Consider the following 25,898-nt stretch of genomic DNA (forward strand, 5'->3'; position numbering starts at 1 on the left):
CGTCTATGATTGGCGGCAGATTCACGATATGATAACCTCATCAAATAAATTGGTGAGGTTTTTATTTATGGATAAACAGGACATCGTTCAAATCCGGATGCCACGTGAGGCTGCTGGAACAACGTCAGTTGTTCCCAGCCGGGCAATCCAATTGAAAATTGGTAAGAACAAAGCAGTAATTATCTATAACAAGGCCAATGGTTACGTCGTTGACGCCGTTTTAAAGGATGCTCATTGATCCAGGCGATTAATCAGGTTTATATTGTCTGCGGGAGGACCGACTTACGCCGTGGTATTAACGGCTTAGCATCCGTTGTGCAAGAACAATTCGAGCTGGATCCATACAATCAAGCTTTGTACTTGTTTTGTGGTACCAGAAAGGATCGTTTTAAGGCACTTTACTGGGACGGCGATGGATTTCTCCTTCTGTATAAACGGCTAGAAAACGGGAGGCTCCAATAGCCGGAGCAATCAAGACGCTGTTCGGCGGCAGGCTAAATATGAAGGTTGCTTAAGACATGGAAAGAAAATGGCGCCCTCAAAAGTCGAGGACGCCATTTTCTTTTTTTTGATCTGCATTTCAATGTGGTCAATTAATAGATGCTATGGTCTATAGCAGTGATAGAAGACAGCTATTTTGTATAGCTAACCATTAAGCGAATGAAGAGGGCATCATCAGTCAGTACTTCATGGATAATGCTCTGAAAAACGTTAGCCATCCCCTCATCATGCCCGCTATAGCTATGGCTCAACGGGCCTAGTAAACCAACTAACTTACTCAGCATTTCGTCAGCCTCTTTCGTGGTGTCCTTACCAGTAGCCTCCGTGTAAGTCGACAAGTCATAGACTTTTGCGAGGAGTTCTCCCTCACGTACGGTAAGCTGTCCCGGCTGTAAGTCACCTGATTTCAGCTCTTTAATCGTTTCGACATCAACGTGGGTGATATGGGCAAACTGTTCAGCGGTCATTCTTGGAATCACAAGCCTTATTTTTTCCTCAATTGTCATGTAAACACCTCCTCGTATTGAAGTAGGAAATAATAGCATAGGTTACCCATTAATGGATTGAAAAGTTGGGAAATATTGAATGCTTGCTACAAATATTCAAGTGGATGAACATTTTTCGCTATCAGGGTATCCAATCTTTTACAGGTAGTATTTACCGCAATACCGCGAGTTCTGAGAAGCCTGGTACCCATGGTTTAAGCACTACCACCGGCCTTTCTGGCGAGGGCGCTCCCACTGATAAACCAAAGGAAATTTCTCTTAAAGGATGAGAGCAACCCTCTTTAATCCTGGAACCAGTATGGAAGTTCACCGTTACTAGCCTTGCAGTAAAGTCGTCGTTCTGGTAGTCACGTCGCTTATGTGGTCTAATCAAGGTGTTCCCAGGATTCATCGTCGGGTACTGGGAACAAGCTCTACCCCATATGGCTGGTCCGCCAACCGAGACGCTAGGTCGTTACGGTAAAGGGCCATAAAAAGCTAGTTGTATCGAGTGATTTCGGAAAAAATCGCTCGGTAGAGCTAGCCTTTTATTTTAATTTTTTACAATTAGTATTTACCGCAATACTACTTCGGGAGAAAAATATGTTTGAAGAAAATGTTAACGATACTTGGTATTGTCGTAGTGTTTGTAGGTATTGGACCCAATCATGGACCCAATCATCGCTAGCATCCAGTTTTTATAGGACTTCAGTGCAGCTAATGCTATACTTCAGTTAGTAGATTATTTTGAAAGAAGTTGGCTAGATTGATTAGACAGAAGAATTCTTTTATAAAACGATCAATGTGCTGGGATTCTGTTTTATTATTGGTTGTTATTCTTGAAATTCGTTTTGGTGATGGCAAATTACAAGTTTAATCCGAACAAGCCCGGAATCTTTCAATGGCAGTCTGTTGATGATGTATTTTTAATGGTCGTTGATTAATTAGTTCAAGTGCTGCTAGGATCTCATCAGTCGTTACTTGGCTAAAATTGGTCTTTTTCGGGAAGAACCAGCGTAACCGTCTATTAAAATATTCATTGGAACCTCGCTCCCATGGTGAATATGGATGGCAAAAATAAACTTTGATCTGATAATCCTGTTCTAAGGCCTGATAATTGGCAAACTCTTTACCATGATCAACAGTAATGGATTTTACTTGGGGACCGAAGGCCCCCATAAACTTGCCAAAGGCGATGTTTAGAGCCTTAGCCGTTCTATTAGGGGCTTTGATGGCCCATAGAAGTCGGGTCTTACGTTCTACGAATGTAACCAGACATGATCGTGACTCACTTCGACTAGAAAGCACCGTATCTACTTCCCAATGACCAAAAGCTAACCGTTGATTAACAGTTGTTGGCCGTTGTTCGATGGAAGTCCCACTTGTAAATTTCCCACGATTTTCGCTCACTCGGTGCTGGCGGACATTCCGATTGGGTAGATCAGTCAATTTGAAGGGGAGCCAGCCACGATTAAGCCAATTATAAATTGACGCAGTGCTCAAGTTATAAGCGGCCGCAATGGTTTCTGGTGACCAGGTTAATCGTAAGTGATTGGTAATTAAAGTCGCTAATGCTGCCGTCAGCATCGAACGACGACCGCAATTCCGCCTTTTGCGATCTGCATCTTGCTGAGCTAATTCTGGATCATAAGGTTTAACCCGGTCCAACTCATAGCTAATCGTAGCTTTGGCGACGCCTAAGGCGTCAGCCATTACTTGGTAAGATTTATTCCCCTCATTGACCAGTTGTGCTAGTGCGCCACGTTGAAAACGTGATAAAGTAGATGTACCCAAAGTAATCACTCCCTATATTGGTTGGAATTAGCTACTACCATTGTAAGTGATTGCTTTGGGCTTTTTAATTTCTGTTCGGATTAATTATAGAATTTGCCTGATCTATTTAAAATAAGGACGGTGATAGTCACTGCGACATTGAGTTTCTTTTTTACATTACTGCTATTCCAGATGCAAAAAGTGGAAAAGTATTTAGATGGAATTCGAGATTCCTATCCTCTGTGGAAGTTCTCTAATTTTCCAGAGTCCATTAATCTCTATTCTCTTACTGATAAAAAAATTGAAATTGATTGGGTGAGGCTATACCTTGTCAATCTTGATGAAAATGATAATCTTGAATATATTAACGGTGTAAGATTTGATGGTATAGAATCAGGGAAATCAAAGTTTGAAAATATTTTTCCTGGAGAAAATGCAGTTTGTGTGAGTCCATATAATTGGAAAATAAATAAAATTAAGTATAAATCGAGAGAGCACCTTGTAGCTATTATTACTGCCAATACTCAAAGTGGCGAACAGACCGTTTTCTTTCAGGGGAGTGGCCTGTCGGCGTCGTATGTTTGCCGGAATCGAAACTTTAAGCAGTATGATGGAGACAGTGATAAGAAATCTTTCCGTAGAGCAACTAAAATATACAAAAAAGTTGTTTGTGTTGGGGAGAACACTACACCTCATGGATTAAAGGAAGGGAATATTATTAAGAGTTTCATTAAACGAGCAGGGGTATTTTGGGGCGGAGTTAGTTCCCTAATTACAAACACTGTTTTATTGATTGGTGGTTTCGTTTTATTTGTGGCCGCAGTGCTGTTACAACGATATTCTGTGTTTTCAATTGGTTTGCTAGCTGTTTCAGCATTATTTTTCGCGGTTTGCAGTGTTAGAATGCTTATTCGAATCTTTACTATCACTTTTGACTGGACTAATGGGTTAGTCAATAAGTACAAATTTATGCGTAATTCAAGCCTGATTTATTCTTTGAAGTATAATGATGTTGCGAAGTCACCCTATTTTTTTGAAGAACTGAATTCCAAGTTGAAAGATCATCCCGATTTGAAACTTTCAAATAGTTCTGAAGAAGAAAACGTGTTAAAAATGCGGTTAAAACATTCAGTAACTAAGGAGGATGGACTGCTTAATATACGCGCAATATTCGAAAGAGATGATAAGTATATTGAAATTGTCAAATTAATCTCTTTGGAAGATTTGTACAGCTGGAAAAAATTTTTTGAGACTAAAGAAGCACCACACTCGGTTCAATCATTCTTGCGAAATTTAGTTTATTCTGCAGTATCGATTACAGTTATTAGGGCTATTTGGAAAATGATAGTGGTGTACGTGAAAGTAAATCCAATCTTAATGTATGTATACTTAACTCTTACGGTGATCCTTATCGGTGCTTTTGCAATTTTATATTATGTAGATCGGGCTAACCAGGAAAAGCTTTCTAGCTATAATTTGAATGCTATTATTAATGCTATTCAGATTAAAGAAAAAGAGAGGCTAGAGATGAAGTCCAGAAAGCGTCAAATTAGTATGGAAGTTCACCGTCACTAGCTCCCCAATAAAGTCGTCGCTCTGGTAGTCACGACAGAGCTAGCCTTTTATTTTGGCTGAAATTTGACTTCTGGGGAAGTTGGGTCACTGCTAATTTGCCCAAGGGTTAGCGATACGGCTTAGTATGTCAGTTGGACTTTTCTCCGTGGCGTCTAGTTGGTAGCTGGGGCCGAATGGTGGTTTAATGAAGACAGTTCAGCGACGCGGCAACTCTCCTAACCGGGGGAGTGGGGGTTACTGAATGAGAAAATACGTGTCGATCACACAAATACCTGTTTTGCCTGAGCGAGCTATGTTGCCGATTACTCAGGTTTTTTTGTTGGGTTGAGATTGGTGGGATTTGGCGGATTTGTCTTTGGGTTGGCGTTGTGGTTGGTGACTTGGGGAATGGGTGATTGGTGAGTGCTAGGTGGTCTCTGGTTGTGCTGGTGTGTGTTTGACTGTTTATCTTGGTGAGTAGGTGCTCGGTGGTTAGGCGAGTGTAGGCGGCTGATAGAGGGCCTCCTGGCTGACGAGAGTTGTTGGGATTTTAGGTTGTACATAATTGTGATCAAGATGAGTTTTTAGCCTGGCTATCTTTACTGGGAATTGGCAATTTATTGAGGCAGCCAACTCAGTATGGCAAGTGGCCGTTACTAGCCCATGAATCCAAGCGGGCAATTGGTAGTCGACCGGGATATGTGGTGTAATCAAGCTGTTCCTAGAGAACAGAGTCATCTTGTCCTTCGGGAGCGGATTGAACGCCCTCCCCCAAGGGCTCCAGCGAATACAAGAGAATAGGTCCCAGCAAGTTGTCGTTTCGTAAGCGATGACTTGGTGGGGCTTGTTCTTTGGCTGAGTTCTAGTGATGGAGGTGGCTTAGCCCTAGGGGATTAGGGATGGACGACGACCACTAATCTGTTTGAACAGGGTCTTGGCGCAACTAGGCTGAATGCCTCGCGAAATGGCTAGTTCTATGGTGTAATGAAGATGCCGATAGGCGGAAAACTGTCAGCATTTGCATTTCACCCAGCAATCTGTAAGCCATCTAATTGTTTTCAGATTACTGGGTCTCCTTTAGGAGGTAGCGAGTGAATTTCACGCGTAGCCTCCTTTTTATTTAGAAAGATGGGCCACCGCAAGTGAACTACAGCTAGTGGGTAAGCAATGGGCGTGGCTCCCCATTCGGTTGCGCCAGTGACGGGGAGTAACTATGGGAATCCGGCGGTGTTTCTAGGTTATTCGGCTGATAGGTGGTTTAATGAAGGCGAGCTAAGGGAGAACATAAACTTTCCTTAACCCCTAGGCTGGCGCCACAGAGAGTCCCCATGGTGTCAAACTCTAGTTTGTCCCCCACTTGGGGTTCTCAACAATTCAGAGCCAAGCGATTGCGTATTCAACGTGACCGGTTGGTAGATCTCAAACAGGGTCGCTTCTGAATTGAATTTAATGCAGGAGAAGGTATTCTCGCTACGAAAACTCGGGGGGTACCTTCTTTTACTGTGGTTTTGGGGTGGCGGAATAGGATTGGTTGGATGATCAATCTGGGTGACCCTTTTTGGGGGCTGGGTTGGTCATTTTTGTGCTTGCAGGAAGGTAAAACTGAATGAAACGGCGACTTGGATATTTCCAACGAGACTAAATCGTGCAATGCAAAAAGGCGTTGCTAGTCCTGATGGATTAACAACGCCTAAGCTTGGATTTTTAAATGGCGAATCTGTTTGAGAGCTTACTTCACTGCGATGACTAATTTCTTATTCGCCGTAATGTAGTGACCGTTGCTCAAAACAAAGCGTGTTGTTTGATGATAGTGCTTTAGCCCAACGACTTTGACCGTCTTGTGGGTTTTAAGCGTTTTGACCTTTCTTGTTAAGTTAACATTTCGGTATTCGCTGATACCAGCCGGAGCCAGTACCTTCACCTGTTTAGTTGACTTTTGATAGTAGACAGATGCTACGAATCGCGAGTCTGTCGTCACGTAGCCAGTCTTTCCGGCTGTTTTACTCTGATGATTGACATCTTTAACGTGATATCTAAGAAGTCCATTCTTGGAGTAGGCGGTTCCGAGGACGACAAACATTGGCCGTGCAGCCCGTTTTGTTTGGGGATAGGTTGCTAACCGCTGCTGCTTCTTGAACGTTGGGTGCTGGTAGAGATAGAGTTTCTTTAGCGCATAGATTGGCGTTTGATTAGGCAATTTTTGAGGTGTCGTTGTTGTGACAGTGCTGCTCGTTGTGGAAGCAGCGCTACTGGAAGAAGATGCCGCGGCTGGGCTACTCGTTGATGTGCCAGTCGTACCAGGTTTGGCATAATGAACGGTAATCGTATTCTCCTGGCCGGTGGCAAAGTTAACCGTGACTGTTTGCTTATCTGGCACGTATCCTGGAACGGCTGGACTGTCAATATTAACGGGTTCCTCGCCGCCGTACCCACGGACGACTTTGGATTCAGGTGCAGTTACGCCGTCAGGGACACTGTACTTAATAGTCGTTTGGCTATCGTTGGCGACCATATAGATAATAAATGGGGGATTGACAGTGTAATTGGAGTTGGATCCGTCGTCAAGTGTTGGAATGATGACGGTTTTGGCTTCTTCTGAGGTCCTGGGGAGGTTAATACTGCTGTCTGGAAAGGGTAAATTGTTGTTAACGTCGTATGTTAACGACTGAAAAGCCTCCTCATCGTTTAAACTAGGAGTTATGGATTTTTCAACTGCTATGCCATCAGCTTTACTCATTGTGCCATTGGCATAGCCTATAAGCGTGCTGATTGCCTTGTAAGGAGACATTCCTTTTTCCTTGGTGTATTCATCGAGCATTGTTTGGTAAGAGAGACCGGCTGTATTAGTGGTTGGTAATGAGACCTCTATCTCATCTGCAGGAGATTGCTGACCTTTTAATTCTAGGTAGAAATCAGTTTTAAACTGCACGTCACCGGAGTCGGCACGGGCCAACCTAGATGGACCACACAACAAACCAACTAATAAAGTAAGAATAGAAATTGCTAACCAAGAGATAATCTTTTTTTTCATGACTTTCACCTCCAAAATAAGTTTAACGTTAAAAACGTACTTACACAACACTTTTTAGAATGATAACTAATCAAAGTGATAAGAATCCTTCTAGAGATTACATAAGTGGTGGGATTTATGATGAGATTTCGAACACAGTGGGCGTCATAATGAATGTGTTGTTACATTTAAGGGCTTTATCGAAGGGAATAGATGATGGACGACTATAAGCTAGTAATACCAGCAGTCGCTTTAAAACAAACCAGGGTAGCCATTTGAATAACGGCTACCCTGGTTTACGTTTACTTATTTCTGATTAAGTGAATCGCGTTACTTTGAATCCAACGATGATGGCCATGGGTTCCTTTAATCTGGAAGTAGGTCATGGTGTGATTGTTGACACGAATCTTTGCCCGTTTGAGTAAGCGCCACTTGGCCTTGGTGGATTTACCTGTTAACCCGACTTTGTGTTTAAGATGCATGTCGTAGAAGTATGGTCGGTGATTTTTCAAGTGTACATACTGAGCTTTCTTAAGTTTCTTGACGGAAAGTACCTTAACCTGTTTGCGCTTTGGCGCGGTTGGCTGCGGTGTTGAAGGCTGTGCAGGTTGTGTCGTTGTTGGTTTTTGATCTGATTCTGGTTTCGTGGGGATAGTAGGTGCTGGACTAGCCGGTGCCGGGTAAGCCCGTTCCTGACCATCAGTGGAGACCAGGTACTGGGACTTCAGAAGTTCCTGTTGATATTTAGAGAAGTTAAGCCCTTCGACCAGGTAGTGAGGCATATTGGTGTAGTAAATATTAATCTCACGGAAGTATTCTTTGATCCAGCTGAAGTGAACTTCGTGGCCGTAAGTTTGGGAGAGCATGTAGTCCGTGGCAATGGTGTTCGCGGACATCCCCAGCGCGGACATGATGAGGACGCTGGCGATACCCGTCCGGTCTTTCCCAGAATGACAGTGGAAGAGGGTCGCGCCGTTACGGGACAGCAGTCCGGTCAGAAATTGGTGGTAACCGGTCAAGGCGGAAGCACTGAATTCTAGTTGATGATTGTAGAAGCCACCGTCACCATTTTTCGCTGGTACATATTCGTTATTAACCAGACTATAACCACTATCAGGTTTTCTACCAAAGATGGAAATGTTTTCCCAACTGGCACCGGGGATAACTTTGTCTTTACTACCGCTCACTTGACCAGCCGTTCGGAAATCAACGATGTGTTTGACGTTATGTTGCTGGAGAATCTTAATGTCGTCGTCAGAAAGTTTAGCGAGCTTGGCAGATCGTAGGAGACGGTTATTCTTAATCTTCCATTTGCCATCGGCCGTGACGTAGCCACCTAATTCTCTGGTGTTGTTATTGTATTGGGTCTTTCCGCTATTGACGCTTAGCGTTAGTCGAGAGCCGGGTTCACCGGCGGCTGGTTCTGCCGGGACCGCAAAGTCACGAGGAAAACTGGTAGGCATTTTGTCGGGGTCGTATCCCGGGGCTGATGTTGTGTTTCCAGACGGGGTAGCAGCTAGGCCAGAGATGATGGGGCTACTCACAGTCCCCAGAGTTAGGGCTAAGACGGTTAAGCTAAATGCGTGTTTCCAATGATGAGTCATGTAAATCCTCCAAACAGATATTTTTATCACAAGAAATAATCATACTGAATGGATGTCGTATTTTGATTAACTTTCTGTATGTTTTTGGTATGCAAGATATTTTTATATTTTTGAAAGCAAGACTTTCACAGACCATTGGTACGGCTAGAAAACCAGACTGTAATCAAATGCTGGTACATAGGCCTTTGCGACTAGTTTAGTCATAAATAAGTAAATGGTATCTTGAAAAAGTTGTCAGTGAACGACAACTTTTTTGATGACGTTAATTTTACGTTTCCCTCATTAAATGCCAAATACTTATATACTATTTATCGTTTATTATATTGACCACATTAGTGAAAGTGTGGTAGCATGTGTTATTAACTTAATGTTATTGTTACTGCATAGAAAAAACTAATGCAGTAAGTCGACAGTTAAGATGGGAGTGGGATGATGAAAAATTAATTGAGAAGATTGGCTTCGTGGAAGTGGGCACCACGTCGCTGGTATGAATCGTTATCGGGCTGTTGGTGGGTGACCTCACGACTGACGGTCAGTATGGCAAGACACTTTAGACTTAACAACAGAAACAAAAATTTGACGAATGAAGGCGATCAAACAGAAAAAGGAGAAAATATATGAAGAAATGGGTTAAAGGCATACTAGCCTTATCAATAATTGCTGGGATTGGATTTGGTGGGAACTATCTTTGGTCTAAGACTAATCATAGTCGGTTGGATGATAGTTCGATTGAGGCTGATGCGGATGTGGAAGGCGTGAGTAGCCTGACGTTACAGCCGGTCGATGAGAATGGAAAAGACATTACGAATCCAATACCTGTTGTTTTAGGGAATGTCAAAATTGAGGGTGGGGATACGTATAGGAGTGTGTTAGATAAAGTTTCTTCTGATGGGAAGCAAATTAACTATGAGGAAGCATTGAAGTACTTTTCTCTAGTAAATAATAACATTGGTAGTAAGCCTCTCTATGCTGGGGTGTTGAATGATCATGTGGAAGATAAGTACGGTGGGGATACGTTAGAGGTTGCTAAGGGTATCACTTTAATTGAGAGCTTAAAGGGAAATGGATACACACTTAATTCAGATGCGTTGAATTTAAAGTTGGGAGACCAAATAACCGAGAACAATGGCGTACTGAAAGTTCCTTTCACAAAAAATGATATTGAAGCAAAAATCAAAGCGCATATTGAATTTTTTGGAGGATATACTTCAGAGACGTATGATTATTGGGTTAGTAAAGACCAAATAATTGATTTAGAATACTCTCAAGCTAACAATGAAATGCATAGTAGTTTAAGTAATACTAAATTAAAGATTGGCAGTTCTTCAAATCACGAATATGATGTTTTTAGGGAGTGTCAAATTTTTTGTGTAAATGGAAGTCCTCTCCCATTAGCTAGCTTCTAATACATGGATTCTAACGTATCTTGAATTTGCTTGAAACCTCGATGCGTTCGCTCAAAATTTTGGCCGTTGTAGTCACGAATAACTGTGACCAGAACGCGTTCTAGTGCTGGTTCATTTGGAAATTGTTCTTTCTTCTTTGTCTGCCGTTTTAGCTTCTTGTTGAATGATTCAATGAGATTTGTGCTGTAGATGCTACTGCGTATCGCAGCTGGAAAAGTGAAACAGGTCAAGAGATGAGGATTATTTTCTAGCTTGCCCGTTACTTTTGGATACGCCTTTTGCCACTTGTCTATGAAGTCAGCTAAGGCCTGTTTTGCGTCGTCCATGGTAGCTGCTTGATGGATCAGTTTGAAGTCGTTAAGGACCTCTTGTCGGTCCTTAGTTCGAACGTGAGCTTCAATGTTCCGACTGACGTGGATCAGGCACTGCTGGAGCTTAGCCTTAGGGAAGTGGTCACCAATTGTGTTGGTAAGGCCGACTAAGCCATCGGCCACGAATAAGAGGACTTCTTTTACACCACGCTGCTGAATGTCCACGAGAAGCTCTTCCCAAACGGTACTGGATTCAGTTGGAGCGACTTGGTATGCTAGGACCTCTTTCATACCATTTGGTCGAATGCCAATGGCGATATGCACGGCTTCTTTAGCCACTGAGTCCCGGCGCAGAGGTAAGTATGTTGCGTCCACATAAATGACTGCGTAACGACTCGCTAGAGGGCGCGTCTTGAAGGCGTTGACCTGTTGGTCAACGACCTTCGTGAGGTTTGAAACCGTTTGTGGTGTGTAATGAGCACCATACATTTTCTCAATCAAATCCGCGATCTCACTAGTGGTAATCCCTTTTTCGTAGAGCTGGACAACCGTGGCTTCTAAACCATCCGTTTGGCGTTGATAGCTTGGAATAGTTTGCGTATTAAAGGCGCCATTTCGGTCGCGTGGAACCTCCAAGTTTAGTTCCCCATACTTAGTTTTAAAGGTTCGCAGATAATGCCCATTGCGTGAATTGCCGCTGTTAAAGCCTTGGCGGTCGTAGGGTTCATAACCGAGGAACGATGAAAGCTCCTCGTGCATTAAATCATTGATGGCCGTTTCCAAATGTTGCCGAAAAACTTCGTCCAAATCTTGCTTTTGTGCTAGTGCTGCCATAATTTCTTTGTTAAACTGAGTCATGGGGAAAGCCTCCTATGTCCTATGAAGTGAGTGTGGTTGCTAACTATCATAAGGGAGAGGCTTTCCCTTTTCAATTGCTTATTTTTCTATTTACACATAATTATTTAAACACTCTGTTTTTAACATGAATGAAGAAGTATTAGCAAAATTAGAAAAAGCAACTATCGAGTACATCATGCCAGAAGGTCATGAAAGTAAAGCACCTGACAAATTGGAAGTGCCAGGGTATCCTAAATTCCAGTGCAAAATTGATTCACCAGTCATTGAAGGGTATGTGACTGACCAAAAGATTGTAGAAATTGATTTTAAAAAGGAACAAAGAGATTTTCAAGTTGTCTACACAGAAGAAAAAGGTGATAATACCGGGACTGGTGGAGAAACTGTTACTGGAGGTGGCGGCTCAGACGTAGATTCTGGTGACAAGGATACTGACACGAATGTGGATAACGATGAAAAGGCTACGAATCCTGGCAACACTAATAACAACACGAACAACGTCACTAAATCCGTAACGCCATTCAAGGTCTACGGCAAGCAAAAACTCTACCGTTACTCTCACCCCAACTTCACCAATAAACGGCGGGTTCAAGCCCATGCCAAGAAGGTTAAGGCGCACGCCCCAGTCTTCACGGTGGTTGGCAAGACGACTGCCAGCAATGGTGCCGCTCGTTACAAGTTAAGTGACGGCACGCACATTACGGCTAGCGACAAGTATGTCGGCAAGCTGTACTGGAACGGTAGTTACAAGAAGCTGCACGTGACGAACCCGAAAGGCATCAACACTTACAAGACCAACGCGTTAAGCGGAAAGGTCAAACATGTGAAGCAAGGCACGACGGTAGCGGTCAAGCAAATTTCCAAGAAGAACGGCATGACGCGTTACCAACTGGCCAATGGCAAGTATATCTCTGGTAGCAAGAAGTTAGTCTCACCGACGAAACCGAAGCAGGTCAAGCAGGTGAAGGCGAAGACGACCGTTCGACTCTACAAAGACGTGGACTTGAAGAAGGTTGTCAAGACGTACAAGAAGGGCAGTGTCATCAACGTTAAGGGTTGGAATCACTCCCACGGCAACGTCCACCACGTTTCCGGCTACAAGCGTTACAAGGTCGCTGGCGGTTACATCACGGCTAACAGCAAGTACGTGAAGATTGCCCAGTAACCATTTGCTAAGGGAATCAGGCATCACAGGAACACCAGGTGCGGGACTCTCGCAGGTCGCGCACCTTTTGAAAATAAGGATGGATGAAGGCGATTAAACAAGATAAGGGGACTATCTATGATGAAAGCAATTAAAGCACTACTGGCGTTAGCGGTCGCATTGGCTATCGGTGTCGGCTGGAACTTTATTTGGTCGAAGACTAGCCACCACAAGAACCTGATGACGCGGACGACCTCGGTTAGAGCCGAGGCGGATGAGAAGGGCAAGGCCAGTTTCAAACTTCAGCCGTTTACCAGCGTGAGTGGTATCCGCCAACGGATCACGGCGGACGGCGTCAAGGTCGACCTGTCCGGGTTGAACGACGTTAGTGGGTTGCGCTACGGCATGTTACTGAATGAGCTGGCACACCTGAAGTCAGCTAAGCGGGTGAACTACTGGCAGGCCCTGAAGTATGCCGAAATGAAGAGTAGTGAGGGTGAAGGCGCCAAGCTGTGGGGCCAGCGACTGGATAACCAGATTCGTGGCCAGTACGGTGAAAAGACCTTAAAGGTGGCCAAGAACCTGACATTTTCCAAGAGCATCAGTCCGTGGGGCTACTCGGCTAAGTCCAAGATGACCACGGTCGACCCGTTCTATCCCAATGAAGACTTGGATGTGGCCTACGCGGTGAACAACCAGGTCATGACGATCGAGGTCCACATGGATTCCGTTTACGGCTCACAGATTGCGTCGTATCAGATTCACGGGGTCCGCGGCAAGACGGTGAACCTGGAGAATTCAGAGATTGCGACGCTGCTGCAGAGTAATGGCCGGATTGGCTACCAGATGGACCGCAAGACGGTGACGTTTAACGATCATGACTTGCAGGTTGAGAAGATTGTGCTGGAGCCGGTGGTGTCTTAGAAGGTTTGGACTAGTTGAAATAAAAACAATGACTGAGGCGATTAATAAAGGAGAAAAATCATGAGTGTATGGACTAAAGGGATTCTATCAATAATGGTGGCGGCGAGCGTGGGGTTTGGTTGGAACTATGTCTGGACGAAGAGCAATCACTACACCGGCCGGCTGTATGAGAGCAGCACGCTGACGGCGGAGGCGGATGGTGCGCGCGGGTTGAGTTTACGGACTGATAAGAATGGGGAAGCGGCTCCGTTCAAGGTCTACGCGAAGCAAAAACTCTACCGCTACGCCCAACCGACCTTTACCGCTAGCCAGCGGGTCCAGGGTTATGCTAAGGAAACGAAAAATCACGCGCCGGTGTTTACGGTGGTCGGGAAGGCCCGGTCGAGCAATGGCGTGGCCCGGTACAAGCTGAATGATGGGACGTATATCACGGCTGACCAGCAGTATGTTCAGGCTGTTGGGGAATAGTGATTGGGTTGAGGAGTCGCCGTGGGGCGGCTTTTTTACATATTTCCCTACCAGTTAGGCAACTCACCGCCACTAGTCCCATCCCCTGAGCGGCTAGTTACCAGTCACCCCGGGATCGTGGTTTACTGAAGGTGTTCAAGCTAGCGAAGGGAATTCGTGACTTGAGCCGTCGACCGGTCCGAATCCTAGAAAGCAGCTGTTAACGCATAACCGTTGCGGACGCGAGAGGTAGGACCGGCACCACCCCAGTGACTGCCTAGGCGATTGCTGGTAGTTGTTAGGAAGCGCGAATCCGGCCGGGAACCATTGGCCGATGGCAAGGGGCGCCTGCGACCCGTGAGAAGTTTCATGCAGGTTAACCTTGTTTGACCGAGGGGTTGAGGCCATAGATAGGTGGTGCGCAGTCGCGGTCCACACTGGGCGTCTTGCGCAGGACGCTTCCGAGTCAGAAGCTCACGATTGTTGTGGGCTGGCCTTAACAATGTGAATGAAATAGCGACGCTTGGCTGGGGAGGTGACTTCCTGGTGGGCGTTGCTATTTTTTGTGGTTGGGGATGTAGTCGATTGACGACAAAAAGCTTGCGACCACCGGAAAGGGCGGCCACAAGCTTTTTTGATGTTGCATTTAAAACAGGCGACTACAGCCCATTATGGTTAAAGGTTAAACAATCAAGCCAAAATCAATCTACTGCGCAGTCATCGTACTAGACCCACTCGTCAGCGCGTATGAGCCCGCGGCGTTGTAAGTCAGCGCTAAGGACGTACTGCCAAAGGTGATGCCGGTTGGCAGAGAGGCCGTGTTCAGCGTGTACTTGGTGTACAGCTTGGCGCCATCGGAGTTGGTTGACTGGGTGGTCCCGTCTGATTCGTAAACGGGGATGTAGATCGTGTTCAATTTATCACTGGTCAAGGCGGCGCTCAGGTCGCTTTGAGAAGCCGTGGTGCCACTGACGCCGGTGTAGTCCTTGGTGAAGTCGGACTGGGCGGTGGCGACGGTCGTGCTGGCATCGGCGGCCAGAGCGTCGGTGGTGGTCAATTTGTCACTGGCCCCGGTCGTACTGTTCAACGCGGAGGAAGAGGCAATCGTGATGCCCGCGGCGGCGTTGGCGGTGACAGGCACGGTCACGCTGCTGCCCCAGGTGTCGGTGCTGGTCACGTAGGTGTTAGTGGAACTGGTCAGACTGTAGCCGGCTGGCAGGTAGGTCGATGAGCCGATGGCCGTGTTGACGGTCGCGGCGTCCGTGGTGCCCAGGGCGGCCCCGGATTTGGCATCGCTCGCGGTGATCAGGGCGCCACTCTTGACGCTCTTGCCGGTACTGCTGTCGACGTAGTTCACGGTGACACTCTTGGCGCTGGTGATGGCGCTGTTCTCACCCGTTTGCAGGGCGCCGGCGTAGATCCAGCCGCTGACCTTGGTATTGTTGTTGTCGGTCACGTGGTAGTAGAGCGAGCCTTCCTTGGTCTTGGTGGCGGCGGAGTCGACGGTAAAGGAATCCGTGGCGAGGGCGCTGGTGCTGTTGATGACCTTGGTGGCCTTGTATTGGGTGTACTTCGGCGCGCTCCAGAGGGTATTGGCGGTGCCGGGATTCTTCAGGTAGTAGGTCTTCGTCGTTGGCGTCGTGGCCGCGGTGGTGGTGCTAGCGGTCTTGATGCCCCCGGCAAATGTCCCCGCGGTGGTGCCACCGTAGATGTAGCCGCGGTATTTGCCATCCATGGAAACGACGCGGTAGTAAACGGACCCGCGGTTGGTGGTCTTCTGGCCGTAAGCGCGGAAGTAGCTAGCGGACTTGTTGGAGCTGGCCAGGGACTTCATGGTCGCCTTGGAGGCCACGACTTTGGCCCCTTTGACCGTGCCGGGCTTGGTGTACAGCGCGTTGGTCCCGGTGGACGCCACGTTGCGGGCGGTGGCGTCCGTCTTCAGGGTGGTGTAGGCTCCGGCGGTCGCATAGGACTTGGCGGAAGCGCTCGTCGTCCCGGCGATGGTCGCGACACCGGCGAGGCTGAGGGCAGCCAAGCCGAGGGTAACTGATTTCTTTAAACTAGATTGCATATCTAGGTCTCCTTTGTGATTTGAGTCGTTAAGTTTGCGCTTAACAGGAGTTAGTATAGCAAGGAAATTGGCCAAATCAGCGCGACCCCCGAGTTATGACGGGGAGTGGGCATCCGGGGATTAGCTAGCGTGGGTGCGGGTTGGGGTGGGTGTTGGTTGGGGATAAGGGGACGGCGATTTGCGGTGGCGCATGGGTGTGGCGGGGACCGGTGATTTAGGTGGTGAATGGTTGGTTGGCGGTGTCGGGATTTTTTTGGTGGCGTTTAGGTTGGGTTAAGTTAGGTTTTGATTTGGTTAAGAGTGGGGAAAGCTTTTTAGCGTTTTGAACTTTGATTTTAAAAATACCAATCATTACGGCGAATAAGTGAAATAGTGCCTGAATACTTTATTATACAGGGGGTGTTATAGTAATATTAAGTAGGGTTGAAGACTCTTAGTCAGTAAACGAGGTGCAGTTAAATGGACGTTGATGGAAATGTGGTTTCATTTATTAATATGAAGGGTGGGGTTGGTAAAACTACTTTGTGCAAGGAAATTGGTTACACTTTGGCAAATAGATTTGAAAAGAAAGTACTTTTTGTAGATATAGATCCGCAGTCAAATCTTACTCAATCACTGTTTGAACGCTTTTCATATGTTTCAAAAGAAGGAATTAAGGATTTGAGTAAGTCTGAAAAAAAGGGGCTTACTGTATGTGATAAATCTATTAATTCGCTATTTCAAGCAAATGCGAATTCAATGGTTCCTGAGCCAGAAGATGTAATTCAAAATTTAGAGAAAAATAAGATTAGTCTAATTCCTGGGGATCTTTCCACCGTCTTTCTTGAAAGAAGTAATGGTGGAGCAGCACGTGAAAATGCTTTGGATAATTACATAGTTGACAAGCAACTGACAAGCACCTATGACTACATTCTTATCGACTGCCCCCCAACTTATTCGTTTTATACAACCGCGGCATTAAAGGCAAGTCAGTATTATTTGGTACCGGTTGGAATTGACCCATATTCAGTTTTAGGAATAGATTTACTGAAGCAAGTGGTTAAAGATCTTGAAAAAACAGATGTTAGAAGATTTAGAGATAAACCTTTAATCGATCTTGGAATCATATTTAATCCAATTTCTAAAGGCGTCCAGACAAATAACCAACTAGGCCGTCAAAAGACAAAGATTCGTCAGTCGAAGCGTTTGTCGAAGTATAATTTACATTATTTTGAAGAAGATTTTAATTTTAATTTTAAATTTAGAGATGAAGTAGGATACTTTGTTTTGGATTCCCAAAATAAAAAATCAAGATCGAATATTATTTCAATAACCGAAGAGTTTTTAAGTCAGGTGGAAAATAATGGAAAATAAAGAAAACGTAATGCTCAGGCGAGACATATATGCGCTAGATAAGCGAACGGATAAGGAAAGAGTTAGATATAGTTTGTATTCAATTTATATAAATATATTGCTTTCTAAGTCGCTATTTCAAAAGAATGATGACATAAAAAAATTGTCTAGTGAATTAAATTTTAGTCTTAAAGACTATGTGTATCGGAGCAGAACACTGATTATTGCAAGATACGTGAAAAAAATTGAAGAGTTGGATTCTTCTGCGATAGATAGGTTCTTAGATGTTGCTAAAGATTTTGTACCGGAAGAAACAACTAGTAGGCACATAAAGAAGAATAGGAAGGCATCCACATTTGATAAGTTTGGACGGGGATAGTTAATGAAGAAAAGTTACTATGCATCGTATCAAAAGTTCTTAGAAAAAAATTTTCCGACCACAAGTATAAATAAACAGCTTGATGTAGATGTTGCTAAAGATTTTGTACCGGAAGAAACAACTAGTAGGCACATAAAGAAGAATAGGAAGGCATCCACATTTGATAAGTTTGGACGGGGATAGTTAATGAAGAAAAGTTACTATGCATCGTATCAAAAGTTCTTAGAAAAAATTTTCCGACCACAAGTATAAATAAACAGCTTGATGTAGATGTTGCTAAAGATTTTGTACCGGAAGAAACAACTAGTAGGCACATAAAGAAGAATAGGAAGGCATCCACATTTGATAAGTTTGGACGGGGATAGTTAATGAAGAAAAGTTACTATGCATCGTATCAAAAGTTCTTAGAAAAAAATTTTCCGACCACAAGTATAAATAAACAGCTTGATGTAAAGGAGCAGGGTTACTTAAAAGAAATCGTTGATAACATTCAAGTTGTTTTATTTCATTTAGACTTAGTTCGAAGAGGCCAAATCTCAAAGCAAGAGGAGGATTTTGTAAACGAATGCAGACAGCTATTGTTAAAAATTTTGCTCACACTTCCGTTAAATGATGAATATTTAATACAAGTTCTTTTGAGATCGTTTTCAGAGTCTATGCTTCGATTGATAGTGATGAAAAGTCCTAATTCACGTAGTACTTTTCAGGAGGTTCGAAGATACTCATTCACTTCCATTAAGAAGGCGGTATTAAAAGATGGGTATCTTTTTAAACGTAAGAGGGACTTTGACTATTTATATGACTTGTTTAGCGTTTCCTCTAGGTCACTACATGATCCGATTGATAATGTAAAATTAGTGGCTTCACTTAACGAACAAATTAATTTGAAGATAAGTCACCGTTCTTTAGCAAAAAAAACTAAGCAGATTAGAAAAATCGAGTTAAAGGCGATGTCTTATTTATTTAGGTTGCGTTATCAAAGTCTATCTATTGAGGATTTAACTAATATAAAAAAGATGTTGAGCAAGAATGAACAGATGATTTTTTATGGGCTACCATAAATTCTATACTTAAGTTAGAAAAATAATTAAGCGTAGGATGAATATCTTAAATTCCATTAGTCTCTAAAAGATGTTGGAACTAGGGGACATATTTTACCAGCTTTTAAGGATGACTGCGTCTGCTTTGTAGGGAAAGTCAAATCTGTAATCGGTTACATTTACCGTAGCGATGAACGCCTCACAGGTATATTCTAGAACTAACCAATCAATTACGGAGGTGGACGTTGTGAAGAAGGAGAAACAAATCAGCCCGGTGACCAAGCGGTACCTGTGGCTGGGAACGGCAATTGTGGTGGTGCTAGTTTTAATTGCGCTAGTACTCCACTTAGCCTTTCGGATGGAACTGGGGAGTGTTTCTGATCTGGTCAGCGGTCTGGGCGCCATCATTGCTATCTTGGGAATTGGCTGGCAAACGACGGTGCAGACGGAATCTGAGGATGAAAAACGTCGTAAGGACAGCCGGCCATTCAGTATTTCTATGCGCTATCGGACGGATATTTTACAAGCAAACGATGTGTACATGTATGGTGAAATGTTTGCCTCGCAGGCGTTAAATTTGTCGCGAGAAAAATCCGATGCGCGAATTGATCAGGTTCTGCGAGAGATGCGGGGACATGCGGTTGGTACGATGCGGATTCAGCTCCAGGGTGATTCGCCCATCTATAATGTGGTTTTGCGATTGGTGAATGGCAATCTCAAATTAAGCCCTAATCCTAAATATAAATATGATGATGAAACGTTATTTATTCCCGTCCTGCAACCTGGCACCCGTTATGTGTGGTTAACGACGGGAACACTGGTTAAAATAGGCGAGTTTACATCGGGAACGACGCCTAAGTTTGATACGTTAAAGCCGAAAGACCTGGAAGACGCGATTGCTGGTGAGGTGAGCTTCACCACACTGACGCGGGAGGAAGGGCACCATCGCGCTCAAGAAGGATACAGAGAAGCTCACAAAATTGTTGCCGGAACCGACCGTGTATGTGGATGCTAAGCAGGCTGAAAAAGCCCGAGCAAAGGTGGATAAGCATATTCGGTATAGTGATTCTGCTGGATACTCTACACGAGTCTTTCAGGTAGCCGACGAAGCGTAATCAAAAATCTTTGTGACAGAAAAAACCGACCATTTCCCATCGGAAAACAGCCGGCAAATAACGAAATTAAGCTTCCAGCGCAACCACGCTAGACGTTTGGATAAGCTGCTTGAAGTCGGGACCCACGGCAAACCAGTCGGCGTGACTGAGGAAGCCTTGCAGGGCCACCATCAGGTCAGCGGCGGTTAATTCCGTGTCGGCCAGCAGGGGACCGTCGAGAATAGATTCGGCGTAGAATTCGCGTTTGCCGGTCTCCTCGTTTTTATCGTGCGTGCCCTTCCAGGCCTTGAGTGGCGTGTCTTGGTCGATGGTCAGGACTTGGTTATTGGCGAGCGTAAGTTTAATGGACATGGTGCACCTCATAGTTTTAGATTTGATTGGTCTATTGTAACGTAGATTGTCAGTGGGGGAAACCAATCCGATGAAAAATGGCGTGGGGTGTATACTGAAATTATCTCGTTAGTGTCAAGATTAGCGGGCAGATTGGGTTTCTGGGAGGAGAAAATATGCAACAATCATTTCGTTTAGGGTTAACCATTCTCGCGGTGAGTGGGGGCTTGTTAGCTGGCACCACGACCGCACACGCTGCGGTGGTCACACATCGCGGCACACCAAAGATGGCACGCGGCTGGTGGCGGACACCGAAGCACAAAGTCTACTTTCAATCACAGGGCCAGCGGAAGTACCACTGGGACTACGCCACCCTACATATCACGCGCCACGCCATTCAGGAGACGACCGGCACCTGGGGTGAAAAAATCGGGATGAACGAGCTGATCAATTTCAAAACGACCGTTGACCACCGCAAGACCTACACGGTAACAGGTGGTTTCGTTCAGGCCAGTGACCGGACGTATACGAAATCGTTCGCGCGGTCCGGCAAACGGCTACTTACATTTGATGCTGAACAGGGGACGGCGTTACGGATGCAAGTCTGGACGTCTTTCAGCGGTCGGCATTCACGGACGACGGATTATCCATATAAATAGGCTGGAAAATGATCACTGATTAGAGACTAAAGGATTCGCCAATAGTTAGGCAGTTGGGCAACTGATTGGGTGAAACGAAAACAGTAGGACCGATGGTTGTCCCGTGGTAAGATTGGTGACAGCTAAGAAAGTCGGGAATGGGCGTTTCGCTTAACGAATATGGAGGTGGCCGCTATGGATAGTTCTACCCGTCAGACGATTGATGAACTCGCAGAACTTTTGCATAAGGAGATTTTTGCAGAACATAGTGACTATCGAAATATTGATAGTTACTTGGAGGCCGAAGGTATTGACGTTAAATACATTTTAACTGAAGAATTTGACGGCTATTTACGGTGGGATGGGCAAAATAATCGGCCGGTGATTGCGGTGAGTGCTTTGAACGTTCCGGTTCGGCAGAATTTCACTAAAGCCCACGAGCTGGGGCATTTGATTTTACATTGGAAATGGTTACCTGACATGACACAAGTGGAGCTAGCTGATTTTAAGCAGGACCAAGTTCTTGAAGTGTCCTATCGCGGTAAGGCTGACTACACGGCACAGGAACAGATTCGGGAAACGCAGGCCAATGAATTTGCCGCGGCGTTTTTGATTCCAAATTATAAGCTGACAGAGACCGTAGAATTAGCCGCTCAGGCGCATGACCCCTTACCACAATTAGTTAAACGAATTGCGAAGACCTACTTTGTGGCCGAAGTGACTGCTAAGATCCGATTACAAAACTATCGGAGGCTCCTGCTGGATGGCAAATGATGATTTGCGGCGTTATCTCGAGCAAGTGCAGCGACAAGATTCCGAATAAATAATTCAATTTAAAAGCACAAGTGACGCCCCCAAGAGACTGGGATGGCGTTACTTGTGCTTTTTTGCTTGCCACGCGTTAATCGCCAATCGTTTACGTTTCTGCCGGGCCCGGTCCTTTCGAATGCGCTCGGCTTGCCTTTCATCCTCGGCGGTCCACAGGCCACAGCCGTATTCCGTGAATAGGTCGCGCTCACAGGTGCCGCGGGCCTGAGCGAACGTATAGCGAGCGGTGTCGAACAGGAGGGTGATCACGCCCTGGTGGTAGGCGTCGTCCCAGATGCTGCGGACCAGCACCACCATGCCTTTTCGCTTGAGGTAGTCGTGCAAGGGAGCCAGCGCCGCGCCAGTGGGGTCAACTAGGTCGAGTGCGCGATAATTCAGATTGGTGATGATGCCCCAGCGCAACAGGTGGGCATGGACCGCGGCCAGTGATTGGGGTTGCGCGTGAAAATGGGCGTTAGGGGTTGAACGCATGAGCTAGTCTCCCTTCTATTTCGCACCAAAAAGCCGGGTAGCCGCCGTGAGCAACTACCCGACTGAATGGCCGAGCTTAATCATGGGGGTCGCCAACTGACAAACGCCTGAGCATTACGCCAGTCGCAAGGTGGTAACGGCCACCGGATAGGCGGTTTAGCCGTTACCATCTTGAAGTTTAGCATAGGTTGGTGGGATCGGCGGCCCAACGGGTTTCCCGGCCGCACGTTGGGAAAGGTTGGGGGCGCAACCGTGTGAGCGGGCGTATACTGAGGAGGTAGTGAAAATGTTTGGGGAGGATTTTTTGATGAGAAAATGGGTTATGGCAATTGTCGTTGGTTTGAGTATTGGTTTGGTGGGTGAGACGCAGGGACAGGCGGCTACCTGGCATCAGGGGACGCCGAAAGCTCTGCGGGGCGTTTGGACGGGAAAGAAGACGTTCATGTTGGGTTCGTACATTCACCCAACGATTTCGTTTCGTAAAAACTTCTTTGATGCTGGCTCGGAAGGTGATCCGGCGCAGTATAAGCGGATGAGCTACCGGCATAAGCGGTGGCAGCCACAGCTACGATTTGAAGGGACACGAATGGTTTTACTCGCACTATAAGACGGTGGGGTATTTCCACGTGCAGGTGCGCTCGGCTGGGCATGGGAAACGGAAAGTGCATTTTAACTGCTATAGACTGCTGGATCATGGTCGCCGGATTGGTGGTAGCCGGGCTTATAGTGCTTGGTTTTATCAGTGAGAGAGATTGGATTCTGAAAGTTTTTCTCATTATTAAGGCAAATTACAAGTTTAATCCGAACAAGCCCGGAATCTTTCAATGGCAGTCTGTTGATGATGTATTTTTAATGGTCGTTGATTAATTAGTTCAAGTGCTGCTAGGATCTCATCAGTCGTTACTTGGCTAAAATTGGTCTTTTTCGGGAAGAACCAGCGTAACCGTCTATTAAAATATTCATTGGAACCTCGCTCCCATGGTGAATATGGATGGCAAAAATAAACTTTGATCTGATAATCCTGTTCTAAGGCCTGATAATTGGCAAACTCTTTACCATGATCAACAGTAATGGATTTTACTTGGGGACCGAAGGCCCCCATAAACTTGCCAAAGGCGATGTTTAGAGCCTTAGCCGTTCTATTAGGGGCTTTGATGGCCCATAGAAGTCGGGTCTTACGTTCTACGAATGTAACCAGACATGATCGTGACTCACTTCGACTAGAAAGCACCGTATCTACTTCCCAATGACCAAAAGCTAACCGTTGATTAACAGTTGTTGGCCGTTGTTCGATGGAAGTCCCACTTGTAAATTTCCCACGATTTTCGCTCACTCGGTGCTGGCGGACATTCCGATTGGGTAGATCAGTCAATTTGAAGGGGAGCCAGCCACGATTAAGCCAATTATAAATTGACGCAGTGCTCAAGTTATAAGCGGCCGCAATGGTTTCTGGTGACCAGGTTAATCGTAAGTGATTGGTAATTAAAGTCGCTAATGCTGCCGTCAGCATCGAACGACGACCGCAATTCCGCCTTTTGCGATCTGCATCTTGCTGAGCTAATTCTGGATCATAAGGTTTAACCCGGTCCAACTCATAGCTAATCGTAGCTTTGGCGACGCCTAAGGCGTCAGCCATTACTTGGTAAGATTTATTCCCCTCATTGACCAGTTGTGCTAGTGCGCCACGTTGAAAACGTGATAAAGTAGATGTACCCAAAGTAATCACTCCCTATATTGGTTGGAATTAGCTACTACCATTGTAAGTGATTGCTTTGGGCTTTTTAATTTCTGTTCGGATTAATTATAGAATTTGCCTTAATAAAAAACTTTGCAGAAATTTGGACGTTGAGGTCGCCTGATAGAGGTGGTGTTAACGTCCTTTTTATTTATCCAGTTATACCGAATATAATTATTTACATGAGATATTTTACATACGCTATATCATTTTGCTGGGGCTTCTTGGTATACTACCCGAGAACAACTAAATCTATTTTCTAGGGGAGAAAATTATGCAAGCACAATTAGCGAAATCATTGTATTTAGGTTTAGCAGCGCTGAGTTTAGGGGCTGTGGCAACGGTCACGACGACTGCCACGACCGCAGACGCAGCGTCTAAGGCCAAAGTTGTGTCCAAGTCTTCACTGGGCAAGGACAGCAAGAACGTTGAGTTGACTGGTACAAACGCCATCTACTCAAAGCCAGGAACGGTGAAGGGTGCCAAGACAGTTGCTTCCAAGAAGACCGTGAAGAAGTTGGCTAGCTCAACACACTCCAAGGACTACTTCCGGGCCTACTACATGGCCGTTACGAACCGGGGAACGGTCTACTACAAGATCGTTTCAATGAACGGTAAGTACCGTGGCTACATCTACGGCGGTAAGGTAAAGGGGACGATTGGTGCCGGTATCAAGGAGGCCCAAACGACCAAGGAAGCTACGATGCCAACGCGGACGGCTGGTTTCCACATCAAGGACGTGAAGAAGAACACGTTGTGGACCGCACCACAACACACGACTTACAAGGCCCACAAGGTGAACATGTATGGGACGACTAAGGAAGATACGTTTACTGTATCTAAGGCAGAAACTAAGACCAAGGAAGGCTCACTGTACTACTACGTGACCTCTGACAACAATTCGGCTGTTTCTGGATGGATCTTTGCAGGTGAAGGCTACAAAGATGCTTCAAGTACCGACTTTGGTGGTTTAAGTGTTAACAAAACTGAAGCAGAAGCGACTAACAATAACAGTGTGAAAGTTGTTTATCGTGATGGTTCTAAGCAACTTGGCGAAGTAACATGGATCAATTCAGCTGGTGGAACTAAGGCCGGTGATAAGGTCAATGCTACTACATCAGCCGCACCCGCTGCATCCGCACCCAAGGCTGCAACTACTACAACTGAGCCTAAGAACAATGCCGGATTAACCTTAGCAGAATTCATTACTAAGAACGCTCCAAGTGGCTACTCAATTGAAACGTCTGTTACAAAAACATTGGCAAGTGGTGCCTCATATGGTAACAATGTTTATGCAGATGTAACTGCAGCAGCATCTTCTAAGATTAAAATGGTTTTGACGACTATCAATACTAATAACCATGTTGTTTCCGGTGCCCTCAGTGAAAATGTACAGCTGACGACCAGTGACTTGCTGATTCCTTTAGGCAATGGTGCAATTGGTGCATTAACTGGGAAGCAGGGGACGCAGCTTGGGGAAACGAATCTTGGAACTATTCGAGATGGACTTAATGCTACGAAGACAGGATACTCTGGTGCCAAGACATACACTGATAGTACAGGGGCTCAGTACCACTACGTCTTTACATTTGACGAAAATTCATTCGTTGGGAACAATAAAACGGCGTACTATGGGGATGCCTTGAAGGCTAACTTCACAGCAACCTTGGAACCAAATGGTGTAAATGAACAAAAGCCAGGAAATAATATTAACGTATTTGCATAAGTGAGACTACTTGCACTTGATGAAGGAGTCGGATTAAGCTTTAGGCTTGAAAGCAACTGATTTAAAACAAAAGTCGCTACCCACAAAAAAGTCCGTGGTTAGCGGCTTTTTAAGCATTTCCAACCGTCTTAAGGTAGTTTAAAAATGTCTAAATATGCGTAATTTGTGAAGATTTTTGGTATACTGTATTCCGTTAACAAATAAACTTATATTTCAGAG

25 protein-coding genes are annotated in these 25,898 nt (G+C 45.3%); 16 read left to right on the forward strand and 9 right to left on the reverse strand.

All coding sequences use genetic code 11. The features are described 5' to 3' along the window. The first annotated feature begins 67 nt into the window (after nt 1–67). Both ACEPST_RS07295 and tnpB read left to right on the forward strand, forming a co-directional pair. Complete coding sequence (locus ACEPST_RS07295; protein WP_395390600.1) at nt 68–238, forward strand: hypothetical protein; 171 nt, start codon at nt 68–70, stop codon at nt 236–238. Beyond that, nucleotides 235–462: an IS66 family insertion sequence element accessory protein TnpB gene (tnpB, locus tag ACEPST_RS07300; RefSeq protein WP_395390601.1), complete on the forward strand. Its 228-nt coding sequence runs from the start codon at nt 235–237 to the stop codon at nt 460–462. Before ACEPST_RS07295 ends, tnpB begins: the two co-directional genes overlap by 4 nt. Before the next feature lie 170 nt (nt 463–632). On the opposite strand, the gene ACEPST_RS07305 is transcribed toward tnpB, so the two are convergent. Further along, nucleotides 633–1,007, reverse strand: coding sequence for a hypothetical protein (locus tag ACEPST_RS07305; RefSeq protein WP_395390602.1), 375 nt, complete (start codon nt 1,005–1,007; stop codon nt 633–635). Between the two features lie 852 nt (nt 1,008–1,859). Next, nucleotides 1,860–2,780 carry an IS30-like element ISLsa1 family transposase gene (locus ACEPST_RS07310; RefSeq protein ID WP_071665519.1) on the reverse strand — a complete coding sequence of 307 codons (921 nt, stop codon included), beginning with the start codon at nt 2,778–2,780 and terminating at the stop codon, nt 1,860–1,862. A gap of 171 nt (nt 2,781–2,951) precedes the next feature. Here ACEPST_RS07310 and ACEPST_RS07315 point away from each other — a divergent pair, with 171 nt between their 5' ends. Beyond that, nucleotides 2,952–4,334 (forward strand): hypothetical protein, encoded by a 1,383-nt coding sequence (locus tag ACEPST_RS07315; RefSeq protein ID WP_395390603.1) that lies wholly within the window; start codon nt 2,952–2,954, stop codon nt 4,332–4,334. Nucleotides 4,335–6,042: 1,708 nt separating this feature from the next. Here ACEPST_RS07315 and ACEPST_RS07320 read toward each other — a convergent pair. Together ACEPST_RS07320 and ACEPST_RS07325 are read right to left on the reverse strand one after the other, a co-directional pair. Next, nucleotides 6,043–7,344, reverse strand: coding sequence for a DUF5776 domain-containing protein (locus ACEPST_RS07320; protein ID WP_395390604.1), 1,302 nt, complete (start codon nt 7,342–7,344; stop codon nt 6,043–6,045). Between the two features lie 281 nt (nt 7,345–7,625). Further along, a complete protein-coding gene (locus tag ACEPST_RS07325; RefSeq protein ID WP_395390605.1) occupies nt 7,626–8,927 on the reverse strand; it encodes a tyrosine-protein phosphatase in 1,302 nt (433 codons plus the stop codon). Between the two features lie 617 nt (nt 8,928–9,544). On the opposite strand from ACEPST_RS07325, the gene ACEPST_RS07330 reads away from it, so the two are divergent. Continuing rightward, complete coding sequence (locus tag ACEPST_RS07330; RefSeq protein WP_395390606.1) at nt 9,545–10,333, forward strand: hypothetical protein; 789 nt, start codon at nt 9,545–9,547, stop codon at nt 10,331–10,333. On the opposite strand, the gene ACEPST_RS07335 is transcribed toward ACEPST_RS07330, so the two are convergent. After that, entirely contained in the window at nt 10,330–11,502 is a 1,173-nt protein-coding gene (locus ACEPST_RS07335) for an IS256 family transposase (protein ID WP_057879063.1), read from the reverse strand. The genes ACEPST_RS07330 and ACEPST_RS07335 overlap by 4 nt on opposite strands. Before the next feature lie 124 nt (nt 11,503–11,626). Between ACEPST_RS07335 and ACEPST_RS07340 the strand changes: the two genes are divergently transcribed. The 3 genes from ACEPST_RS07340 to ACEPST_RS07350 all read left to right on the forward strand — a co-directional run bounded on the left by ACEPST_RS07340 (nt 11,627) and on the right by ACEPST_RS07350 (nt 14,035). Next, nucleotides 11,627–12,664 (forward strand): DUF5776 domain-containing protein, encoded by a 1,038-nt coding sequence (locus tag ACEPST_RS07340; protein ID WP_395390607.1) that lies wholly within the window; start codon nt 11,627–11,629, stop codon nt 12,662–12,664. Between the two features lie 117 nt (nt 12,665–12,781). Next, nucleotides 12,782–13,567, forward strand: a complete 786-nt coding sequence (locus ACEPST_RS07345) for a hypothetical protein (protein ID WP_395390608.1) — start codon at nt 12,782–12,784, stop codon at nt 13,565–13,567. Between the two features lie 60 nt (nt 13,568–13,627). Continuing rightward, complete coding sequence (locus tag ACEPST_RS07350) at nt 13,628–14,035, forward strand: DUF5776 domain-containing protein (protein ID WP_395390609.1); 408 nt, start codon at nt 13,628–13,630, stop codon at nt 14,033–14,035. A 685-nt stretch (nt 14,036–14,720) separates the two neighbouring features. Here the strand turns inward: ACEPST_RS07350 and ACEPST_RS07355 are convergent. Then, complete coding sequence (locus ACEPST_RS07355) at nt 14,721–16,085, reverse strand: S-layer protein (protein WP_395390610.1); 1,365 nt, start codon at nt 16,083–16,085, stop codon at nt 14,721–14,723. A 459-nt stretch (nt 16,086–16,544) separates the two neighbouring features. Between ACEPST_RS07355 and ACEPST_RS07360 the strand changes: the two genes are divergently transcribed. The 5 genes from ACEPST_RS07360 to ACEPST_RS07380 all read left to right on the forward strand — a co-directional run bounded on the left by ACEPST_RS07360 (nt 16,545) and on the right by ACEPST_RS07380 (nt 19,851). Further along, complete coding sequence (locus ACEPST_RS07360) at nt 16,545–17,438, forward strand: ParA family protein (protein ID WP_395390611.1); 894 nt, start codon at nt 16,545–16,547, stop codon at nt 17,436–17,438. Further along, a complete protein-coding gene (locus tag ACEPST_RS07365) occupies nt 17,428–17,796 on the forward strand; it encodes a hypothetical protein (protein ID WP_395390612.1) in 369 nt (122 codons plus the stop codon). Before ACEPST_RS07360 ends, ACEPST_RS07365 begins: the two co-directional genes overlap by 11 nt. Nucleotides 17,797–17,799: 3 nt before the next feature. Further along, on the forward strand, nt 17,800–17,979 hold the full coding sequence (locus tag ACEPST_RS07370; protein ID WP_395390613.1) for a hypothetical protein: 180 nt from the start codon (nt 17,800–17,802) through the stop codon (nt 17,977–17,979). 185 nt (nt 17,980–18,164) lie between these two features. Continuing rightward, nucleotides 18,165–18,857, forward strand: coding sequence for a hypothetical protein (locus ACEPST_RS07375; RefSeq protein ID WP_395390614.1), 693 nt, complete (start codon nt 18,165–18,167; stop codon nt 18,855–18,857). 226 nt (nt 18,858–19,083) lie between these two features. After that, nucleotides 19,084–19,851 (forward strand): hypothetical protein, encoded by a 768-nt coding sequence (locus ACEPST_RS07380; RefSeq protein WP_395390615.1) that lies wholly within the window; start codon nt 19,084–19,086, stop codon nt 19,849–19,851. 166 nt (nt 19,852–20,017) lie between these two features. Here the strand turns inward: ACEPST_RS07380 and ACEPST_RS07385 are convergent, their stop codons facing one another. Continuing rightward, the gene (locus ACEPST_RS07385) at nt 20,018–20,302 is read right to left on the reverse strand and encodes a hypothetical protein (RefSeq protein WP_395390616.1); all 285 of its coding nucleotides are present in this window, start codon (nt 20,300–20,302) and stop codon (nt 20,018–20,020) included. Nucleotides 20,303–20,457: 155 nt separating this feature from the next. Here ACEPST_RS07385 and ACEPST_RS07390 point away from each other — a divergent pair, with 155 nt between their 5' ends. Together ACEPST_RS07390 and ACEPST_RS07395 are read left to right on the forward strand one after the other, a co-directional pair. Then, nucleotides 20,458–20,940 carry a hypothetical protein gene (locus ACEPST_RS07390; protein WP_395390617.1) on the forward strand — a complete coding sequence of 161 codons (483 nt, stop codon included), beginning with the start codon at nt 20,458–20,460 and terminating at the stop codon, nt 20,938–20,940. A 174-nt stretch (nt 20,941–21,114) separates the two neighbouring features. Then, nucleotides 21,115–21,693: an ImmA/IrrE family metallo-endopeptidase gene (locus ACEPST_RS07395; protein ID WP_395390618.1), complete on the forward strand. Its 579-nt coding sequence runs from the start codon at nt 21,115–21,117 to the stop codon at nt 21,691–21,693. A gap of 99 nt (nt 21,694–21,792) precedes the next feature. On the opposite strand, the gene ACEPST_RS07400 is transcribed toward ACEPST_RS07395, so the two are convergent. Next, complete coding sequence (locus ACEPST_RS07400; protein ID WP_395390619.1) at nt 21,793–22,218, reverse strand: hypothetical protein; 426 nt, start codon at nt 22,216–22,218, stop codon at nt 21,793–21,795. A 307-nt stretch (nt 22,219–22,525) separates the two neighbouring features. Between ACEPST_RS07400 and ACEPST_RS07405 the strand changes: the two genes are divergently transcribed. Beyond that, nucleotides 22,526–22,825, forward strand: coding sequence for a hypothetical protein (locus tag ACEPST_RS07405; protein WP_395390620.1), 300 nt, complete (start codon nt 22,526–22,528; stop codon nt 22,823–22,825). A 189-nt stretch (nt 22,826–23,014) separates the two neighbouring features. Here the strand turns inward: ACEPST_RS07405 and ACEPST_RS07410 are convergent, their stop codons facing one another. Beyond that, a complete protein-coding gene (locus tag ACEPST_RS07410) occupies nt 23,015–23,935 on the reverse strand; it encodes an IS30-like element ISLsa1 family transposase (RefSeq protein ID WP_071665519.1) in 921 nt (306 codons plus the stop codon). A gap of 292 nt (nt 23,936–24,227) precedes the next feature. On the opposite strand from ACEPST_RS07410, the gene ACEPST_RS07415 reads away from it, so the two are divergent. Beyond that, complete coding sequence (locus tag ACEPST_RS07415; protein ID WP_395390621.1) at nt 24,228–25,679, forward strand: S-layer protein; 1,452 nt, start codon at nt 24,228–24,230, stop codon at nt 25,677–25,679. Nucleotides 25,680–25,898: the final 219 nt, after the last annotated feature.

This window comes from Levilactobacillus sp. FUA 3915 (assembly GCF_044053135.1).
Classification (GTDB): domain Bacteria; phylum Bacillota; class Bacilli; order Lactobacillales; family Lactobacillaceae; genus Levilactobacillus; species Levilactobacillus lanxiensis.

Excerpts from the sequence above, each read along its gene's own strand:
- ACEPST_RS07295 (WP_395390600.1), top strand. The coding sequence starts at position 68 with ATGGATAAACAGGACATCGTTCAAATCCGGATGCCACGTGAGGCTGCT.
- ACEPST_RS07415 (WP_395390621.1), top strand. The coding sequence starts at position 24,228 with ATGCAAGCACAATTAGCGAAATCATTGTATTTAGGTTTAGCAGCGCTG.
- ACEPST_RS07305 (WP_395390602.1), bottom strand. The coding sequence starts at position 1,007 with ATGACAATTGAGGAAAAAATAAGGCTTGTGATTCCAAGAATGACCGCT.
- ACEPST_RS07320 (WP_395390604.1), bottom strand. The coding sequence starts at position 7,344 with ATGAAAAAAAAGATTATCTCTTGGTTAGCAATTTCTATTCTTACTTTA.
- ACEPST_RS07400 (WP_395390619.1), bottom strand. The coding sequence starts at position 22,218 with ATGCGTTCAACCCCTAACGCCCATTTTCACGCGCAACCCCAATCACTG.
- ACEPST_RS07355 (WP_395390610.1), bottom strand. The coding sequence starts at position 16,085 with ATGCAATCTAGTTTAAAGAAATCAGTTACCCTCGGCTTGGCTGCCCTC.
- ACEPST_RS07405 (WP_395390620.1), top strand. The coding sequence starts at position 22,526 with ATGAGAAAATGGGTTATGGCAATTGTCGTTGGTTTGAGTATTGGTTTG.
- ACEPST_RS07395 (WP_395390618.1), top strand. The coding sequence starts at position 21,115 with ATGGATAGTTCTACCCGTCAGACGATTGATGAACTCGCAGAACTTTTG.
- ACEPST_RS07350 (WP_395390609.1), top strand. The coding sequence starts at position 13,628 with ATGAGTGTATGGACTAAAGGGATTCTATCAATAATGGTGGCGGCGAGC.
- ACEPST_RS07360 (WP_395390611.1), top strand. The coding sequence starts at position 16,545 with ATGGACGTTGATGGAAATGTGGTTTCATTTATTAATATGAAGGGTGGG.
- ACEPST_RS07315 (WP_395390603.1), top strand. The coding sequence starts at position 2,952 with ATGCAAAAAGTGGAAAAGTATTTAGATGGAATTCGAGATTCCTATCCT.
- ACEPST_RS07340 (WP_395390607.1), top strand. The coding sequence starts at position 11,627 with ATGAATGAAGAAGTATTAGCAAAATTAGAAAAAGCAACTATCGAGTAC.
- ACEPST_RS07385 (WP_395390616.1), bottom strand. The coding sequence starts at position 20,302 with ATGTCCATTAAACTTACGCTCGCCAATAACCAAGTCCTGACCATCGAC.
- ACEPST_RS07330 (WP_395390606.1), top strand. The coding sequence starts at position 9,545 with ATGAAGAAATGGGTTAAAGGCATACTAGCCTTATCAATAATTGCTGGG.
- ACEPST_RS07335 (WP_057879063.1), bottom strand. The coding sequence starts at position 11,502 with ATGACTCAGTTTAACAAAGAAATTATGGCAGCACTAGCACAAAAGCAA.
- ACEPST_RS07345 (WP_395390608.1), top strand. The coding sequence starts at position 12,782 with ATGATGAAAGCAATTAAAGCACTACTGGCGTTAGCGGTCGCATTGGCT.
- ACEPST_RS07390 (WP_395390617.1), top strand. The coding sequence starts at position 20,458 with ATGCAACAATCATTTCGTTTAGGGTTAACCATTCTCGCGGTGAGTGGG.
- ACEPST_RS07365 (WP_395390612.1), top strand. The coding sequence starts at position 17,428 with ATGGAAAATAAAGAAAACGTAATGCTCAGGCGAGACATATATGCGCTA.
- ACEPST_RS07370 (WP_395390613.1), top strand. The coding sequence starts at position 17,800 with ATGAAGAAAAGTTACTATGCATCGTATCAAAAGTTCTTAGAAAAAAAT.
- ACEPST_RS07375 (WP_395390614.1), top strand. The coding sequence starts at position 18,165 with ATGAAGAAAAGTTACTATGCATCGTATCAAAAGTTCTTAGAAAAAAAT.
- ACEPST_RS07325 (WP_395390605.1), bottom strand. The coding sequence starts at position 8,927 with ATGACTCATCATTGGAAACACGCATTTAGCTTAACCGTCTTAGCCCTA.